We start from the raw sequence: 15,932 nt of genomic DNA, 5'->3' as shown, positions 1-15,932 counted from the left end.
GACGTGACGGGTGACCGACCGCTCGCCGGCGTCGTCCTGGTCGGGCGGAGTGGACCGCCGGCGGCGCGGTCGAGTGGTGGGTGCGCTGAGCGCGGGCCGGGGCGCGTTAGGGTCGGACCGTGCTCGTACTGGCTCTGGACACCGCTACCCCCGCCTCGACGGCCGCCCTGGTGGAGGTGACCGCCGACGGGCTGCGCGGGGTGGCCGAGCGGCGGACCGTCGACCCCCGCGCGCACGGCGAGAAACTGGCTCCCGAGATCGAGGCCACCCTGGCCGAGGCGGGGGTGCGCCCGCGCGACCTCGACGCGATCGTCGCCGGGCTCGGGCCGGGGCCGTTCACCGGGCTGCGCGTCGGCCTGGCCACGGCGGCGAGCATGGCCCAGGCTCTCGCGATCCCGGCGTACGGGGTGTGCTCGCTGGACGGTCTGGGCCGGGCCGCCGGGCCGGGCCGGGTGCTGGTCGCGACCGACGCCCGCCGCCGTGAGGTCTATTACGCGACGTACCTCGACGGCGTCCGCGTCCTCGGACCCGACGTGGCCCGCCCGGCCGATGTGGCCGCCCGGATCCTGCGGGCCGGCGTCGCCACCACCAGCCGCGCTCGCAACCGGTTGGCCACCGAGACCGCCGCCCTGGCCGAGTCCGAGGTCCTCGAGGCGGCCACCGCGCTGGCCGGCGCCGACGCCGCCCGGGTCGCCGCGGCGCTCGCCCGGGCCGAGGCCGACAACCTGATCGGCCAGGCCACAGCCCGCGACGACGGCGTCGACCTGACCGGGCGCGCTTCCGTGGATCAGCAGCCGAGCGTGCACGGCCTGGTCGATCGGGCCGTGGGGGAGGGCGCCCTCAAATACGGCGACCTGCTCGGGGTTCCGGTCGAGGAACACCTGCTCTACCCGCCCGGCGCCGCCCTCGTCGCGCTGGCTGCCGACCGCCTCCGCGCGGGCGCCCCGAGTGAGATCCTCACCCCGCTCTATCTGCGCCGTCCCGACGCGGTCGAGCCCGCCGGGCGCAAGCCGGTGCTGACCTGATGCACATAGAGCGCTTCCGGTGGTGGCACATCGCCGACGTGCTGCCCGTCGAGGCCGACCTCTTCGGCGACGAGAAGTGGTCGGCCGCCATGTTCTGGAACGAGCTGGCGCAACGCAACTTCTACGTCGTCGCGGTCGACGGCGACGAGCTCCTGGGGTATGCGGGTCTCGCCGCCACGCCGGACGAGGCGTGGGTGCAAAATATCGCCGTCCGCCGTTCCGGGCAGCGCCGTGGCACCGGCCGGGTCCTGCTCGAGGCGCTGCTGGGTGAGGCCGGCCGGCTCGGGATCAAGCAGACGCTGCTGGAGGTCGCGGTGGACAACGCCGCCGCCCAGCACCTGTACGCGACGTACGATTTCGAGCCCGTCGGCATCCGGCGGGGCTATTACCAACCCAGCAACACGGACGCCCTGGTGATGATGCGGAATGTCTGACGAGCCCCTGGTCCTCGGCATCGAGACCTCCTGCGACGAGACCGGTATCGGCATCGTGCGCGGGCACACCCTGCTGGCCGACGCGCTGGCGTCCAGTGTGGAGCAGCACGCACGGTTCGGCGGGGTCGTGCCCGAGGTGGCCAGCCGGGCGCACCTCGAGGCGCTCGTCCCGACCATGCAGCGGGCGCTCGACGAGGCCGGGGTGACCCTGGCCGACCTCGACGCGATCGCCGTGACCAGCGGGCCCGGCCTGGCCGGGGCGCTGCTGGTCGGGGTCGCGGCGGCTAAGGGATACGCCCTGGCCGCGGAGAAGCCGATCTATGGCGTGAATCACCTGGCCGCGCATGTGGCAGTGGACACTCTCGAGCACGGCCCGCTGCCCGAGCCGGCCATCGCGATGCTGGTCTCGGGCGGGCACTCCTCGCTGCTGCTGGTCGACGACCTGACCAACGGGGTGACGCCGCTCGGGGCCACGATCGACGACGCCGCGGGTGAGGCGTTCGACAAGGTCGCGCGACTGCTGGGGCTCGGGTTCCCGGGAGGTCCCATCATCGACCGTACGGCTCGGGACGGTGACCGGGCGTCGATCGCCTTCCCGCGCGGTCTCACCGCGCCCAAGGACCTGGCCGCGCACCGGTTCGACTTCTCCTTCTCGGGGCTCAAGACCGCGGTGGCCCGCTGGGTCGAGGCCCGCGAGCGCGACGGCGAGCCCGTGCCGATCGCCGACGTCTCGGCCTCGTTCCAGGAGGCGGTGTGCGACGTGCTCACCGCCAAGGCGATCGAGGCCTGCCGGGCCCACGGTGTGGGGACGCTGCTCATCGGTGGCGGTGTCGCGGCGAACTCGAGGTTGCGGGTGCTGGCCGAGGAGCGTGCGGCCAAGCACGGCATCGAGGTGCGGGTGCCCCGTCCACAGTTGTGCACGGACAACGGCGCGATGGTCGCGGCGCTGGGCTCACGCCTGGTCGCCGCCGGGGTTGCCCCGAGTCGTCTCGATCTGCCGGCCGATTCCGCGATGCCATTGACCGCGGTCAGCGTGGCGGGGTAGGAAGCCAGCATGATCGCACGGATGTGGGAGATACGGGCCTCGCGCAGCGGGTTCGACGAGCTGCTGTCGTGGGTCTGTGACGTGGCGCTGCCGCAGGTCGAGGTGCTGCCGCAGCACGTGTCGAGCGACGTCTTCACGTCCACCGACAACCGGATCGTCGTCATCTCGAAGTGGCGCAACACCCCAGAGGATCTGCCCGCCCCGCCGGCCGAACTGATCGCCCGCGCGCCGCACGTCTGGGACTTCTCGCCGGTCGATCGTTAGGTCGGTCACGGGCGGCGAAATGGCGTCGCGAACTGTCGTACCCCGCCCGTAACGTCGGGGCTCTGATGCGAAATCTCCCCGACGCCGAGCCCGGCCGCCCCGACGACCGATCGGCCATCGCCTATCTGCGGTGGCTGGTGCGGCGAGCCTGGCGGCCGGTCTACGCGGCGATCACGCTGGCCGTCCTCTGGATGCTCTGCCAGGCCTTCGTCCCGGCCATCGTGGGCAAGGCGATCGACGCCGCGACCGGCCGCGACCATCGCGCACTGCTGGTCTGGAGCCTGGTTCTGCTGGCCGTCGGCATCGGGCAGGCCGTGTTCGGCATCGCGCGGCACCGATTCGCGGTCGTCAATTTCCTCGGTGCCATGTTCACCACCGTCCAGGTCACGGTCCGTCAGGCCGGCCGGCTCGGATCGGCGCTCCCCCGCCGGCTCGACACCGGCGAGGTCGTCGCGATCGGCACGTCCGACATCCGCCAGATCGGCTCGGCGATCGACATCACCGCCCGCGGCACCGGCTCGCTCATCGCGGTGCTCGCCGTGTCGATCATCCTGCTCACCACGTCGGTGCCGCTCGGCCTGGTGGTCGTGCTCGGGGTGCCGCTGCTGATGGCGGTGGTCGGCCTGCTGATCCGCCCGCTGCACCGGCGTCAGCAGGCCTCCCGCGAGCAGCAGGGCCTGCTCACCGGGCGCGCGGCCGATCTGGTCGGCGGGCTGCGGGTGCTGCGCGGCGTCGGCGGCGAGGCGGTGATGGGTGAGCGTTACCGCGAGGAGTCGCAGCGGCTGCGCGGCGCCGGGGTGCGCACGGCCCGGGTCGAGTCGTTGCTCGAGGCGGCCCAGGTGCTGCTGCCGGGCATCTTCCTGGTGCTGGTCACCTGGCTGGGGGCCCGCTTCGCGCTGAGCGGTCACATCACGCTGGGCCAGCTGGTGTCCTTCTACGCGTATGCGGCCTTCCTGGTCACGCCGCTGCGGCAGCTCACCGAGGCGATCGACAAGCTGACCCGCGGTCATGTCTCCGCGCGCCGGGTCGTCGGCATGCTGCGCTCGACGACCGACCTGCCCGACCCGGCCGAGCCGGTGCCGGCCGAGCGGTTCCGCGGCGAGCTGTCCGATCCGGCCTCCGGCGTGACGATCCGGCCCGATGAGATCACCGCGATCGTCGCCTCCGTGCCGGCCGAGGCCGCCACCATCGCCGACCGGCTGGGCCGCTACGCCGAGGGCGCCCTGATCGACGGCGTGCCGCTGGGCTCGTTCGAGCTGGCCACGGTGCGCGAGCGGGTGCTGGTCGCCGACAACGACGCACGCCTGTTCACCGGCCCGATGCGCGCCGATCTCGACCCGTCCGGCAGCGGCCGGTTGCCCGGGGCACTGCATACCGCGGCCGCGACCGACATCCTGGAGGCCCTGCCTGACGGGCTCAACAGCGAGGTCGCCGAGCGCGGCCGCACCTTCTCGGGCGGCCAGCAGCAGCGGCTGCGGCTGGTGCGGGCCCTGGTGGCCGATCCTGATGTGCTGATCCTGGTCGAGCCGACCAGCGCCGTCGACGCGCACACCGAGGCGCGCATCGCCGACCGCCTGATCACCGCGCGTGCGGGCCGCACCACGGTGCTCTGCACGTCCAGCCCGCTGGTGCTCGACCGCGTCGATCGGGTGCTCTTCGTCGAGCAAGGCCGGGTGACGGCCGACGGCACCCATCACGGCCTGCTGGCGAGCGAGCCGTCCTACGCCCGCACCGTCCTGCGTGAGGAGGAGCAGTGACCAATCTCCTGCCGGTGGCGAGCAGCGCCCAGGTGCGTCGTTATGCCCGTGACCTCTTCCGGCGCTATCCGCGCGTGCTCGGCCTCACCCTCGGGCTGCACGTGCTGGCGGCCGTGGCCGGGCTGGTCGGGCCACGGCTGCTCGGTGACCTGGTCGAGGCCATCCGGCACGGCGAGGGTGCCGGGGTCGTCGACCGCCTGGCCGCGGTGATCGCCGGGTTCGTCGTGCTCCAGGCGGTCCTGACCCGATTCGCCTATCTGTGGTCGGCCCGGCTCGGCGAGCAGGTGCTGGCCCGGCTGCGTGAGGAGTTCGTCGAGCGGGTGCTCGCCCTGCCGCTCTCCACAGTCGAGCGGGCGGGTTCCGGTGACCTGCTGACGCGGACGACCCGCGATGTGGACGCGTTGTCGCGCTGTGTGCGGCTGGCCGTGCCCGAGACGGCGATCGCGCTGATCACGGTGGCGCTGGTGGTCGGCGCTCTGGTGCTCACCGGGCCGCTGCTGGCCGTGCCGTTGCTGGTCGCGGTGCCGATCATCGTGGTCGGCACCAGGTGGTACCTGCGCCGGGCACCCCAGGGTTACCTGCGGCAGAACGCGGTCTATTCGACGGTGACCGACGGGCTCGCCGAGACGGTCGAGGGCGCCCGCACGGTCGACGCGATGCGCCGCCGCAGCCAGCGGATCGAGCGGTCCGACGCCGACCTGCGCCGGTCGTGGGTGGCCGAGAAATACACGCTCTTCCTGCGGACGGTGTGGTTTCCCGTCATCGAGGTGAGCTATGTGCTGCCGGTGGTCGCCACGCTGCTGGTCGGTGGGTGGCTCTATCTGCGCGGTTCGGTGTCGCTGGGCCAGCTGACGACCGCGGTGATCTATGTGCAGATGCTGATCGATCCGCTCGACCGGCTGCTCGGCTGGCTCGACGAGGTGCAGGTCGGGGCGGCGTCGCTGGCCCGCCTGCTGGGTGTGGCGGCCGAGACCGGGGAGGAGCCGGCGCCGATCGCGGCCGAGCCGGTGGGCGCCCGCATCGAGGTGCGCGACGTCCGCTTCTCCTATGTGGCCGGTCGTGAGGTGCTGCACGGCATCGACCTGACCCTCGAGCCGGGGGAGCGGCTCGCCGTCGTCGGCCCGTCCGGAGCGGGGAAATCGACTCTGGGCCGGTTGCTGGCCGGGGTGCACCAACCGGTGAGCGGAGCGGTCACGGTGGGCGGGGTGCCGCTGCACGACCTGCCGCTCGACCGGCTGCGCACCGAGGTGGCCCTGGTGACGCAGGAGCATCACGTCTTCATCGGCACGGTGCGCGACAACATCGCGATGGTCCGTCCGGGGGCGGGCGACGACGAGGTGCGGTCGGCGCTGGCTGCGGTGCACGCTCTCGAGTGGGCGGTGGCCCTGCCCGAGGGGCTCGAAACGATCGTCGGGGTGGGCGGGCATCTGCTCACCGCCGCGCAGGCTCAGCAGCTCGCGCTGGCCCGGCTCGTGCTGGCCGACCCGCACACGCTGGTGCTCGACGAGGCGACGTCGCTGCTCGATCCGCGGGCGGCCCGCTCGTTGGAGCGCTCCCTGGCCGCGGTGCTGCACGGCCGGACGGTGGTGGCGATCGCCCACCGGTTGTTCTCGGCCCACGACGCCGACCGGGTCGCCGTCGTCGAGGACGGGCGCATCACCGAGCTGGGCTCGCACGACGAGCTGGTCGCGGCCGACGGCCCGTATGCGGCGCTATGGCGTTCCTGGCACGGCGAGCGTGTCCCCGACCCGAACGAGCCGGCTGACGCCGACTCAGCACGAGCGGGAGCCACCCACTGACGCCCCGGCGCCGCTGACGGCGCTAACGGGCGCCGGCGGGTGACAGCGGCGGCGGGTGACAGCGGCGGCGGGTGACAGCGGCGGCGGGTGGCGGTGGCGGCGCTGGCGGGTGGCGGTGGCGGCGCTGGCGGGTGACGGCGGCGGCGGGTGGCGGTGGCGGCGCTGGCGGGTGACGGCGGCGGCGGTGACGGCGCTGGCGGGTGGCGGTGACGGCGGTGACGGTGACGGGGCTGGGGTCAGGCGCGGATCACGGCGATGAAGATGCCGAGCAGGATCAGCGTCGCGGCGGCCACGGCGAAAAGGATGAGCAGGTCGCGGCTGGGCTCGGTGGCGGCTGTCGCGCCGGCGTTGTCGGCCGGCAGGTCGCCGACGACCGCGGCGAGCTCGTCCATCGTGCGGGCGCCGTGGGCGACCTGGGCCCGCTCGGCGAACTCGTCGAGTGTCAGGCGCCCCGCGCCGGCGTGCTGCTCGAGCGCGGCCACCGTCCGCGCGCGGTCCTCGTCGGATGCCCAGATGTCCACGGGGCGCACTCTACCGCCGTGGCGCGACTCCGGGCACGCACCGGCGAGCGCGCCCAACTGACGGGGACGCGAGGGACCCGGACGCGAAGGGGCGCGCCCCTCGCGGGGTTCGGACGCGAAAGGGCGCGCCCCGTGCGGGGCGCGCCCTTTCTGGCGTTGCTGTCCGGTCAGAAGCCCGGGCCGTGCTGGTGGCCGTGGCCACCGTGGCTGTGGCCGTGGCCACCGCCCGCGGCCGGCTCCGGCTCGGCCGGCTTCTCGACCACGAGGCTTTCCGTGGTCAGCAGCAGGCCGGCGATCGAGACGGCGTTGGAGACCGCGTTGCGGGTCACCTTCACCGGGTCGATGATGCCGGCCCCGGCCAGGTCGACGTACTGGTCGGTCGCGGCGTTCAGGCCGTGACCCCAGTCGAGGTCGGCGACCTTGCCCACCACGACGTAACCGTCGTGACCGGCGTTCTGCGCGATCCAGCGCAACGGCTCCACCAGCGCCTTGCGGACGATCGAGACACCGATCGCCTCCTCGCCGGTGAGGCCGAGGCCACCGTCGAGCTCCTTGGCCACCTGGGCCAGGGCGACGCCGCCGCCGGGGACGGTGCCCTCCTCGACCGCGGCCTTGGTCGCCGCGATGGCGTCCTCGATGCGGTGCTTGCGCTCCTTCATCTCGACCTCGGTCGCGGCACCGACCTTGATCACCGCGATGCCGCCGGAGAGCTTCGCGAGGCGCTCCTGGAGCTTCTCGCGGTCCCAGTCGGAGTCGGAGGCCTCGATCTCCTTGCGGATCTGCGCGACCCGGTCGGTGACCTCGGCGCTCTTGCCGCCACCGTCGACGACCGTGGTGTTCTCCTTGTCGACCACGACCCGCCGGGCGGTGCCCAGCATGTCGAGGGTGACCTGGTCGAGCTTGTAGCCGAGCTCGGGCGCGATCAGCTCGCCACCCGTGGCGATGGCCATGTCCTGCAGCATCGCCTTGCGGCGGTCGCCGAAGCCGGGCGCCTTGACGGCCGCCACCTTCAGCGTCTTGCGCAGGGCGTTGACCACCAGGGTGGACAGGGCCTGGCCGTCGACGTCCTCGGCGATGATGAGCAGCGGCTTGCCCGACTGCAGCACCTTCTCCAGCAGGGGCAGCATCTCTTCGATGCTGGAGATCTTCTGAGTCGTGATCAGGATGTGCGCGTCCTCGAGGACGGCCTCCTGCGACTCGGCGTCGGTCACGAAGTTCGGCGAGATGAAGCCCTTGTCGAACTGCAGACCCTCGGTGACCTCGAGCTCGGTCAGCATCGCCGAGCCCTCCTCGACGGTGATGACGCCGTCGCGGCCGACCCGGTCCATCGCCTCGGCGATGAGCTCGCCGATCGTGGAGTCCTGGGCCGAGATGGTGGCCACGTTGGCGATCGCCTTGTGGTCGGCGACCTCGACGGCCTTGGCCAGCAGCGCCTTGGACACGACCTCGGAGGCCTGGTCCATGCCGCGCTTGAGACCGATCGGGTTGGCACCCGCGGTGACGTTGCGCAGGCCCTCGCGCACCAGAGCCTGGGCGAGCACGGTGGCGGTCGTGGTCCCGTCGCCGGCGACGTCGTTGGTCTTCGTCGCCACCTCCTTGACCAGCTGCGCACCGAGGTTCTCGTACGGGTCGGTGAGCTCGATCTCCTTGGCGATGGTGACGCCGTCGTTGGTGATCGTGGGAGCGCCGAACTTCTTGTCCAGGACGACGTTGCGGCCGCGCGGGCCGAGGGTGACCTTGACCGTGTCGGCGAGCGTGTTGACGCCGTGCTCCAGCAGGTGCCGGGCGTCGTCAGAGAAGCTGAGAATCTTCGCCATGTATTGGTCCCTTCACGCACCGACGCCCTGACCCACGAGTGCGGGTCAGGGCGGTCAGCACTGTCAGTAGGTCACTTCTCGATGACCGCGAGGACGTCGCGGGCGGAGAGCACCAGGTACTCCTCGCCGGCGTACTTGACCTCGGTGCCGCCGTACTTCGAGTAGAGGACCGTCTCGCCGACCTTGACGTCAACCGGGATGCGGTTGCCCTTGTCGTCGATGCGGCCGGGGCCGACAGCGAGGACGGTGCCCTCCTGCGGCTTCTCCTTGGCGGTGTCGGGGATCACGATGCCCGACGCCGTGGTCGTCTCAGCCTCGTTCGCCTGGACCACGATGCGGTCCTCGAGCGGCTTGATCGCAACCTTGGTCGCGGTAGTCACGGGCATACCCTCCTGGGTATCGTTTCGCCGGCCAGAGATTGGCCGGCCAGAACTCTGCTGCCTCATGCCACCGGGCGGGGCCGTCGTCGCGGGTGCCGGTCCGCCTGGTGCCCACCGATTGCCCAGTACGGGCTCTCGGCTGGCACCCTCATGTTGAGAGTGCTAATCGAGATTAGGCCGGAACTAGCACTCCGTCAACCAGAGTGCCAGACCTGGCGTGCCGAGGAGAATGCCTGCGTGACCGCCGAGTCGACTGCCCGATTGCGTACGCCTGAAGGGGTGACCGCCCTGGCCCTGGCCCGCGAGACGGCCGGGGCCGACCCGCTGGCCGCCGCCTCCGCGCTGCGCTCGGCCGGGGTCCCGCCCGATCTCGCCGCCGCCGCGCTGACCCAGGTCGATCTGCGGCGCCGCGCGGCCGCCAAATTCGGCCCGGACGCGGCCGTCATGTTCTTCACCCGGGCCGGTCTCGAGCAGGCCACCCGGGCCGTGGTGGCCGACCGGCGAGCGGCCCGGCTGGCCGCGGCCGGGGTGCGGACCCTGGCCGACCTCGGGTGCGGGCTGGGCTCCGACGCGCTGGCGGCGGCGCGGGCCGGCATCTCGGTCCACGCCGTCGACGCCGATCCGGTCACCGCCGAGATGGCCGCGGCCAACGCCCGGGCGCTCGGTCTGGCCGACCGGATCACTGTCGAGTGCGCCGACGCCACCACCGTGCCGGTGGAGGACTACGACGCGGTCTTCGCCGACCCCGCGCGGCGCCGGGCCGGCCGCGGACGGGTGTTCGACCCCCGGTCGTACTCCCCGCCCTGGGATTTCATCGCGGCGCTGGCCGGCCGGGTCCCTCGTACGGTGCTCAAGCTGGCCCCGGGGATCGACCACGACCTGCTGCCACCGGAAGCCGAGGGGGAGTGGGTCAGCGTCGGCGGCGACCTGGTCGAGGCGGCCTTCTGGTGCGGGCCGCTGGCGCGTGACCCGCGCCGGGCGAGCTTGTTGCCGGGCGGCGCCGAGCTGACCGGCAGTGGCACCCGGGCCGCACCGGTGGGCGGCGTGGGGGCGTACGTCTATGACCCCGACCCGGCCGTGGTGCGGTCCCACCTGGTCGCCGAGTTCGCCGAGACGGTCGGCGGCCGGCTCGCCGATGCCACGATCGCGTACGTGTACTCCGACGAGGGCGTCGCCACCCCGTTCGCCCGCCGTCTCGAGATCACCGACGTGCTGCCGTTCTCGCTCAAGCGGTTGCGGGCCCTGTTGCGCGAGCGCGGCGTCGGCCGGCTGGAGATCCGCAAGCGGGGCTCGGCCCTGGAGCCGGACCAGTTGCGCAAGGATCTGCGGCTGTCCGGTCCGCACGCCGCCTCCCTGGTGCTGACCCGGGTGGCCGGCGCCCCGACCGTGCTCCTGTGCCGAGCCTAGGAGCAGTACGGTTCCGGCATGGCGAAGAAGGCCGCGGCCGGCACGCCGGCCACCGCGTTGCTGACCGCGCAGAAGGTCGAGCACACCCTGCACCCGTACGAGGTGTCGCCGGACGCTCCCAACTACGGCGCGCTGGTGGCGGAGGCGCTCGGCGTGGCGCCGGAGCGGGTCTTCAAGACCTTGGTCGCCGAGGTCGACGGCGCGCTCGTCGTCGGGGTGGTGCCGGTGACCGGCGACCTCGATCTGAAGGCACTCGGGCAGGCGGCCGGGGGTAAACGGGCTGTCCTGGCCGACCGGGCCGCGGCCGAGCGGAGCAGCGGCTACGTTCGGGGCGGCATCAGCCCCCTGGGGCAACGCAAGAAGCTGGCGACGGTCATCGACGACTCGGCGCTGGGGCTGGATCTGATGTTCGTCTCGGCCGGTCGGCGTGGTCTCCAGGTGAGTCTGGCCCCCGCTGACCTGATCCGTCTCACCGAGGCGACCACCGCCACGATTCGGACATAAAGGCAGAAATATCCGAAGAGCCGCGAGCCGTTACGACAACGTTACGCGCCGAGAGGATCTTTCTCTCTAGAACGGGGCGAACCGGTCAGGTGCCTGACTTAGCGTCACATGGTGAGTCACGTCAGCGATCGGTGCCGGATGGGCGACCCGCCTTCACCAGGGCCGTCCGGCCTCTATCACCGCCGTGTTGCCGGATTGTTATGCCGGGTTACGAGATCGCCCGCCGACACCGCTTGTGTAACCGGCCGCAACGGGAATACGTTGCCGGACACAACAAACTAGTTTCAGATCACTCGATCACTTGATCATTCGGCGTCTCGGGGAGCGACACTCCCGCAGCGCGCACCATCGAATTCGATCGAATCCCCGGCTTTACCCGAAAGGACACCAGGAATGCGTAAGGGAATCTTCGCCCTTGCCGCGGTCGGCCTGCTGGCGACCAGCAGCGTCGCCGCCTGTGGCGACGACAGTGGCAGCGACTCCTCCGGCGGCGGCACCGGCAGCAACGCCTCGGCCGGCAAGGTCGGCATCATCCTGCCCGACACCAAGAGCTCGCAGCGGTGGGGCACCGACGACCCGAAGTTCCTGAAGGCGGCGTTCGACGCGGCCGGCGTTCCGGTCGAGATCCAGAACGCTCAGGGCGACAAGACCCAGTTCCAGACCATCGCCGACGGCATGATCTCGAGCGGCGTCAAGGTCCTCATGATCGTCAACCTGGACTCCGGCACCGGTAAGGCCGTCCTCGAGAAGGCCAAGAAGGCCGGTATCGCGACGATCGACTACGACCGCCTGACCCTCAGCGGCGGCGCGGACTACTACGTGTCGTTCGACAACGTCAAGGTCGGCGAGCTGCAGGGCCAGGGCCTGGTCGACTGCCTGACCGAGAAGAAGTACACCAAGCCGGTCGTCGCCGAGCTCAACGGCTCCCCGACCGACAACAACGCGACCCTGTTCGCCCAGGGTTACGACTCGGTCCTGAACCCGAAGTACGCCGACGGCACCTACGCCAAGGGCCCGAACCAGCCCGTTCCGGACTGGGACAACGCTCAGGCCGGCACGATCTTCGAGCAGATGCTGACCTCGAACAAGAACATCAAGGGTGTTCTCGCGGCGAACGACGGCCTCGGTAACGCGGTCATCTCCGTGCTGAAGAAGAACAAGCTGAACGGCCAGGTCCCGGTGACCGGCCAGGACGCCACCGTTCAGGGCCTGCAGAACATCCTCGCCGGCGACCAGTGCATGACGGTCTACAAGGCGATCAAGAAGGAGGCCGACGCGGCCTCCGAGCTGGCGATCGCGCTGGCCAAGCAGCAGAAGCCGACCACGGCCACCGGCACCACCAAGGACCCGGAGTCGGGCAAGGACGTGCCCTCGGTGCTGCTCGACCCCGAGTCGATCACCAAGGACACCGTCAAGAAGGTCATCGACGACGGCTTCGTGACCAAGGACGCGGTCTGCACCGCCGACTTCGCCAAGGCCTGCACCGACGCGGGAATCAGCTGAAAATCCTCAACTGATGACGGGCTAGACCCGAACTGACGACGGCGCCGCTCACCTCCCCGGGAACGGGGGTGTGGGCGGCGCCGGAGTTGGGTTTCCCCCCACCCGCCGCCCGTGGCATCGCCGCGGGCGGCAACCCGGTCACTTAGCGAAGGAGAACCACCGTGGCCGCGACACCCCTCTTGGAGCTCAACGGGATCGACAAAAGCTTCGGTCCCGTTCAGGTCCTGCACGACGTCGGCCTCAGCGTCTATCCCGGCGAGGTCACCGCTCTCGTCGGCGACAACGGCGCCGGCAAGTCGACGCTGGTCAAGTGCATCAGTGGCATCTACACGATCGACTCGGGCACAGTCACCTACGACGGCAACCAGGTGGCCATCCACAGCCCCCGCGACGCGTCCGCGCTCGGCATCGAGGTCGTCTACCAGGACCTCGCACTCTGCGACAACCTGGACATCGTCCAGAACATGTTCCTCGGCCGTGAGAAGAAGCGCGGCATCGTGCTCGACGAGCCGACGATGGAGCAGATGGCCGGGGACACGCTCGCCAGCCTTTCGGTGCGCACCGTGAAGTCGCTGCGACAGCTCGTCGCCAGCCTCTCCGGTGGGCAGCGGCAGACCGTGGCGATCGCCAAGGCCGTGCTCTGGAACTCCAAGGTCGTCATCCTGGACGAGCCGACCGCCGCCCTCGGTGTGGCGCAGACCGCCCAGGTGCTCGAGCTCGTGCGCCGGCTGGCCGACAACGGCCTCGGCGTGGTGCTGATCTCGCACAACATGAACGACGTGTTCGCGGTCTCCGACCGCATCGCGGCGCTCTACCTCGGTCGCATGGCGGCCCAGGTCAAGACCACCGACGTGACCCACTCGCAGGTGGTCGAGCTGATCACCGGCGGTCGCAGTGGCAACCTCGGCCTGCCTCCCGAGAAGCCCGCCGACTTCGGCGGAGACGTCGTCGACATCACGCCGGGAGGCGACAAGTGAGCACCACCACGACCACCACGGCCGGCGGCGTCAAGGTCGTCAAGCCGACCGTCGGCAGCTACCTCAACGACTACTGGGGCCGCGTCCGCGGCGGTGATCTGGGCTCGCTGCCGGCCATCCTCGGCCTCGTGGTGCTCAGCCTCATCTTCGGCGTCGCCCGCGACACGTTCTTCAGCTCGCTGAACTTCGCCAACCTGTTCAACCAGGGTGCCCAGGTCGTCTTCATCGCGATGGGCCTGATCTTCGTCCTGCTGCTGGGCGAGATCGACCTCTCCGCCGGTTTCGCCAGTGGTGTGTGCGGCGCGGTCGTCGCCATCCTGCTGACCAACCACGGCTGGGACTGGTACACGGCGATCCCGGTCGCCCTGATCACCGGCCTCGTGATCGGCTTCGTGCTCGGCTTCCTGGTCGCGAAGATCGGCATTCCGTCGTTCGTCGTCACCCTGGCCGCGTTCCTGGGCTTCCAGGGCCTGCTGCTGGTGCTGCTCGGCGGCGGCACCAACATCTCGACCCGCGACGAGTTCTTCAACTCGCTGAACAACGACAACCTCTCGGTGACGTGGAGCTGGATCCTCGCCATCGTCGCGGTTCTCGGGTACGCCGCGGTGCAGTTCAACCAGGTGCGGAGCCGGGCCAAGCGGGGCCTGGTCACCGACCCGCTGGGCATCGTGCTGCTGCGCATCGGCGGCTTGGCCGTCCTGGTCCTCGTGGCCACCGCGCTGCTCACCCAGGAGCGGGCGATCAACCCGGCGATCAACTCCCTCAAGGGTGTCCCGATCGTCGTCCCGATCATCGCGTTCTTCCTGGTGCTCTGGACGTTCGTGCTGGGTCGCACCAGCTACGGCCGGCACGTCTACGCGGTCGGCGGCAACACCGAGGCGGCCCGCCGGGCCGGTATCCCGGTCGACCGGATCCGCATCTCGGTCTTCGTGATCGCGTCGTTCATGGCCGCGATCGGCGGCATCATGGCCGTCAGCCGGGCCTCGTCGGTCGACCCGAACACCGGTGGCAGCAACATCCTGCTGTACTCGGTGGGCGCGGCCGTCATCGGTGGTACCAGCCTCTTCGGTGGTAAGGGCAAGGTCATCAACGCCGTCATCGGTGGCGCGGTGATCGCCGTCATCGACAACGGCATGGGTCTGCTCGGCTTCAGCGCCGGTCAGAAGTACATCTTCACCGGCGTCATCCTGCTGATCGCCGCGAGCGTCGACGCCCTGGCCCGGCGCAGAGCGGCCGCAACCGGCAACCGATGAACGAGTTCCACCTGGTTCCGGGGACGGCGCGCTGATGCGGGCCGGCCCCAGCCAGGAGGAGATTCGCCGGCACAATCTCGGGACGCTGCTCCGTTACGTGCACGTTCACGGAGCAACGTCCCGGGCGGAGCTCACCAATCGGCTCGGCCTGAACCGCAGCACCATCGGAGCCCTGACCGCCGATCTGACCACCGCTGGTCTGGTCACCGAGGCGGCGCCACGAGAGACCGGCCGGGCCGGACGACCGTCGCTGGTCGTCCGGCCCGAGTCGTCCCGGGTCTACGCGTACGCGTTGAGCATCGAGGTGGACCGCCTGCGGGCGGCCCGGGTCGGGCTGGGCGGCCGCATCCTGGACCGCCGGGAGACCGACCGGCCGCGCGGCATGCAGGTGATCGACGCCGTGAAGCCGCTGGCCGAATTCGTCCGTGAGATGCGGGCCGACGTGCCGGGCGACGGTCACTTCGTCGGCACCGGGGTGGCCGTGGCCGGGATGGTCCGCCGGGCCGACGGGATGGTCCGGCTGGCCCCCACCATCGGCTGGGTCGAGGAACCGGTCGGTGCCGCGCTCCGCGCCGAGCTCGGTGACCCGGGCCGGCTGACGATGGGCAACCACGCCGACGTCTCGGCCCTGGTCGAGCACAGCCGGGGTGCGGCGGCGGGCTGCGACAACGTCATCTACCTGTACGGCGATGTCGGGGTGGGCGCCGGCATCATCGCCGACGGCCGCCGGGTGGCCGGTCACGGCGGTTACGGCGGCGAGGTCGGCCACATGGTGGTCAACCCGTACGGCCGCGAGTGCAGTTGCGGTTCGCGCGGTTGCTGGGAGACCGAGATCGGCGAGTACGCGTTGCTCAAGCACGCCGGCCGGGCCGGCCAGACCGGACGCGAGGCGGTGCTGGGCGTGGTCGAGGCGGCCATGCGCGGCGACAGCCAGGCCCAGTTCGCCGTGCGGCAGGTCGGCGAGTGGATCGGCTTCGGTGTCGGCAACCTGGTCAACATCTTCAACCCCGAGGCCGTGATCTTCGGCGGCACCCTCCGCGACGTCTACCTGGTCGCCGCGGCCCAGATCCGCAGCCGGCTCACCGCGATCGCCCTGCCCGCCTGTCGCGAGCACATCCGGCTGCGCACCCCCGAGCTCGGCACCGACGCGGCCCTCATCGGCGCGGCCGAGCTCGCCTTCGAGCACCTCCTCGAGGACCCCCTGCTGAGCTGAGATCCGGTACGCCCGAAGCCGTTCCGCCCGTGC

At 71.2% G+C, this 15,932-nt stretch carries 15 protein-coding genes; 12 read left to right on the top strand and 3 right to left on the bottom strand.

Annotation, left to right across the window (positions count from 1 at the left end):
• Window positions 1-119 precede the first annotated feature (119 nt).
• From tsaB to NAG42_RS05630, 6 genes are all read left to right on the top strand, one after another.
• Entirely contained in the window at window positions 120-1,025 is a 906-nt protein-coding gene (gene tsaB / locus NAG42_RS05655) for a tRNA (adenosine(37)-N6)-threonylcarbamoyltransferase complex dimerization subunit type 1 TsaB (protein WP_250028586.1), read from the top strand.
• Window positions 1,025-1,459 (top strand): ribosomal protein S18-alanine N-acetyltransferase, encoded by a 435-nt coding sequence (gene rimI / locus NAG42_RS05650; protein ID WP_250028585.1) that lies wholly within the window; start codon window positions 1,025-1,027, stop codon window positions 1,457-1,459. The genes tsaB and rimI overlap by 1 nt, the downstream gene beginning before the upstream one ends.
• Window positions 1,452-2,504: a tRNA (adenosine(37)-N6)-threonylcarbamoyltransferase complex transferase subunit TsaD gene (gene tsaD, locus NAG42_RS05645; protein ID WP_250028583.1), complete on the top strand. Its 1,053-nt coding sequence runs from the start codon at window positions 1,452-1,454 to the stop codon at window positions 2,502-2,504. The genes rimI and tsaD overlap by 8 nt, the downstream gene beginning before the upstream one ends.
• A 9-nt stretch (window positions 2,505-2,513) precedes the next feature.
• The gene (locus tag NAG42_RS05640; RefSeq protein WP_250028582.1) at window positions 2,514-2,768 is read left to right on the top strand and encodes a hypothetical protein; all 255 of its coding nucleotides are present in this window, start codon (window positions 2,514-2,516) and stop codon (window positions 2,766-2,768) included.
• A 65-nt stretch (window positions 2,769-2,833) separates the two neighbouring features.
• Window positions 2,834-4,525: an ABC transporter ATP-binding protein gene (locus NAG42_RS05635; protein ID WP_250028581.1), complete on the top strand. Its 1,692-nt coding sequence runs from the start codon at window positions 2,834-2,836 to the stop codon at window positions 4,523-4,525.
• A complete protein-coding gene (locus tag NAG42_RS05630) occupies window positions 4,522-6,324 on the top strand; it encodes an ABC transporter ATP-binding protein (protein ID WP_250028580.1) in 1,803 nt (600 codons plus the stop codon). The genes NAG42_RS05635 and NAG42_RS05630 overlap by 4 nt, the downstream gene beginning before the upstream one ends.
• A 236-nt stretch (window positions 6,325-6,560) precedes the next feature.
• Here the strand turns inward: NAG42_RS05630 and NAG42_RS05625 are convergent, their stop codons facing one another.
• From NAG42_RS05625 to groES, 3 genes are all read right to left on the bottom strand, one after another.
• Entirely contained in the window at window positions 6,561-6,845 is a 285-nt protein-coding gene (locus tag NAG42_RS05625; RefSeq protein ID WP_250028579.1) for a DUF1707 SHOCT-like domain-containing protein, read from the bottom strand.
• A 167-nt stretch (window positions 6,846-7,012) separates the two neighbouring features.
• Window positions 7,013-8,662 (bottom strand): chaperonin GroEL, encoded by a 1,650-nt coding sequence (gene groL / locus NAG42_RS05620; RefSeq protein WP_250028578.1) that lies wholly within the window; start codon window positions 8,660-8,662, stop codon window positions 7,013-7,015.
• A gap of 71 nt (window positions 8,663-8,733) precedes the next feature.
• Complete coding sequence (gene groES / locus NAG42_RS05615) at window positions 8,734-9,042, bottom strand: co-chaperone GroES (protein ID WP_015619077.1); 309 nt, start codon at window positions 9,040-9,042, stop codon at window positions 8,734-8,736.
• A 237-nt stretch (window positions 9,043-9,279) separates the two neighbouring features.
• On the opposite strand from groES, the gene NAG42_RS05610 reads away from it, so the two are divergent.
• From NAG42_RS05610 to NAG42_RS05585, 6 genes are all read left to right on the top strand, one after another.
• Entirely contained in the window at window positions 9,280-10,449 is a 1,170-nt protein-coding gene (locus NAG42_RS05610) for a class I SAM-dependent methyltransferase (protein ID WP_250028577.1), read from the top strand.
• 18 nt (window positions 10,450-10,467) lie between these two features.
• Window positions 10,468-10,953, top strand: coding sequence for a Cys-tRNA(Pro) deacylase (ybaK, locus tag NAG42_RS05605; RefSeq protein ID WP_250028576.1), 486 nt, complete (start codon window positions 10,468-10,470; stop codon window positions 10,951-10,953).
• A 393-nt stretch (window positions 10,954-11,346) separates the two neighbouring features.
• The gene (locus NAG42_RS05600) at window positions 11,347-12,456 is read left to right on the top strand and encodes a sugar ABC transporter substrate-binding protein (protein ID WP_250028575.1); all 1,110 of its coding nucleotides are present in this window, start codon (window positions 11,347-11,349) and stop codon (window positions 12,454-12,456) included.
• Window positions 12,457-12,617: 161 nt separating this feature from the next.
• Entirely contained in the window at window positions 12,618-13,433 is an 816-nt protein-coding gene (locus NAG42_RS05595; RefSeq protein ID WP_250028574.1) for an ATP-binding cassette domain-containing protein, read from the top strand.
• The gene (locus tag NAG42_RS05590) at window positions 13,430-14,686 is read left to right on the top strand and encodes a sugar ABC transporter permease (RefSeq protein ID WP_250028572.1); all 1,257 of its coding nucleotides are present in this window, start codon (window positions 13,430-13,432) and stop codon (window positions 14,684-14,686) included. The genes NAG42_RS05595 and NAG42_RS05590 overlap by 4 nt, the downstream gene beginning before the upstream one ends.
• A 34-nt stretch (window positions 14,687-14,720) precedes the next feature.
• Entirely contained in the window at window positions 14,721-15,899 is a 1,179-nt protein-coding gene (locus NAG42_RS05585) for an ROK family transcriptional regulator (RefSeq protein ID WP_250028571.1), read from the top strand.
• Window positions 15,900-15,932 lie beyond the last annotated feature (33 nt).

It is taken from the genome of Paractinoplanes maris, assembly GCF_023544465.1.
GTDB classification, from domain to species: Bacteria; Actinomycetota; Actinomycetes; order Mycobacteriales; family Micromonosporaceae; genus Actinoplanes; species Actinoplanes maris.
This window is presented reverse-complemented; position numbering and strand designations above follow the sequence as displayed.

What these genes read in the sequence shown, in the direction of transcription:
- rimI (WP_250028585.1), top strand. Translation starts at nt 1,025, where the DNA reads ATGCACATAGAGCGCTTCCGGTGGTGGCACATCGCCGACGTGCTGCCC.
- NAG42_RS05585 (WP_250028571.1), top strand. Translation starts at nt 14,721, where the DNA reads ATGCGGGCCGGCCCCAGCCAGGAGGAGATTCGCCGGCACAATCTCGGG.
- tsaD (WP_250028583.1), top strand. Translation starts at nt 1,452, where the DNA reads ATGTCTGACGAGCCCCTGGTCCTCGGCATCGAGACCTCCTGCGACGAG.
- NAG42_RS05635 (WP_250028581.1), top strand. Translation starts at nt 2,834, where the DNA reads ATGCGAAATCTCCCCGACGCCGAGCCCGGCCGCCCCGACGACCGATCG.
- ybaK (WP_250028576.1), top strand. Translation starts at nt 10,468, where the DNA reads ATGGCGAAGAAGGCCGCGGCCGGCACGCCGGCCACCGCGTTGCTGACC.
- NAG42_RS05600 (WP_250028575.1), top strand. Translation starts at nt 11,347, where the DNA reads ATGCGTAAGGGAATCTTCGCCCTTGCCGCGGTCGGCCTGCTGGCGACC.
- NAG42_RS05640 (WP_250028582.1), top strand. Translation starts at nt 2,514, where the DNA reads ATGATCGCACGGATGTGGGAGATACGGGCCTCGCGCAGCGGGTTCGAC.
- groL (WP_250028578.1), bottom strand. Translation starts at nt 8,662, where the DNA reads ATGGCGAAGATTCTCAGCTTCTCTGACGACGCCCGGCACCTGCTGGAG.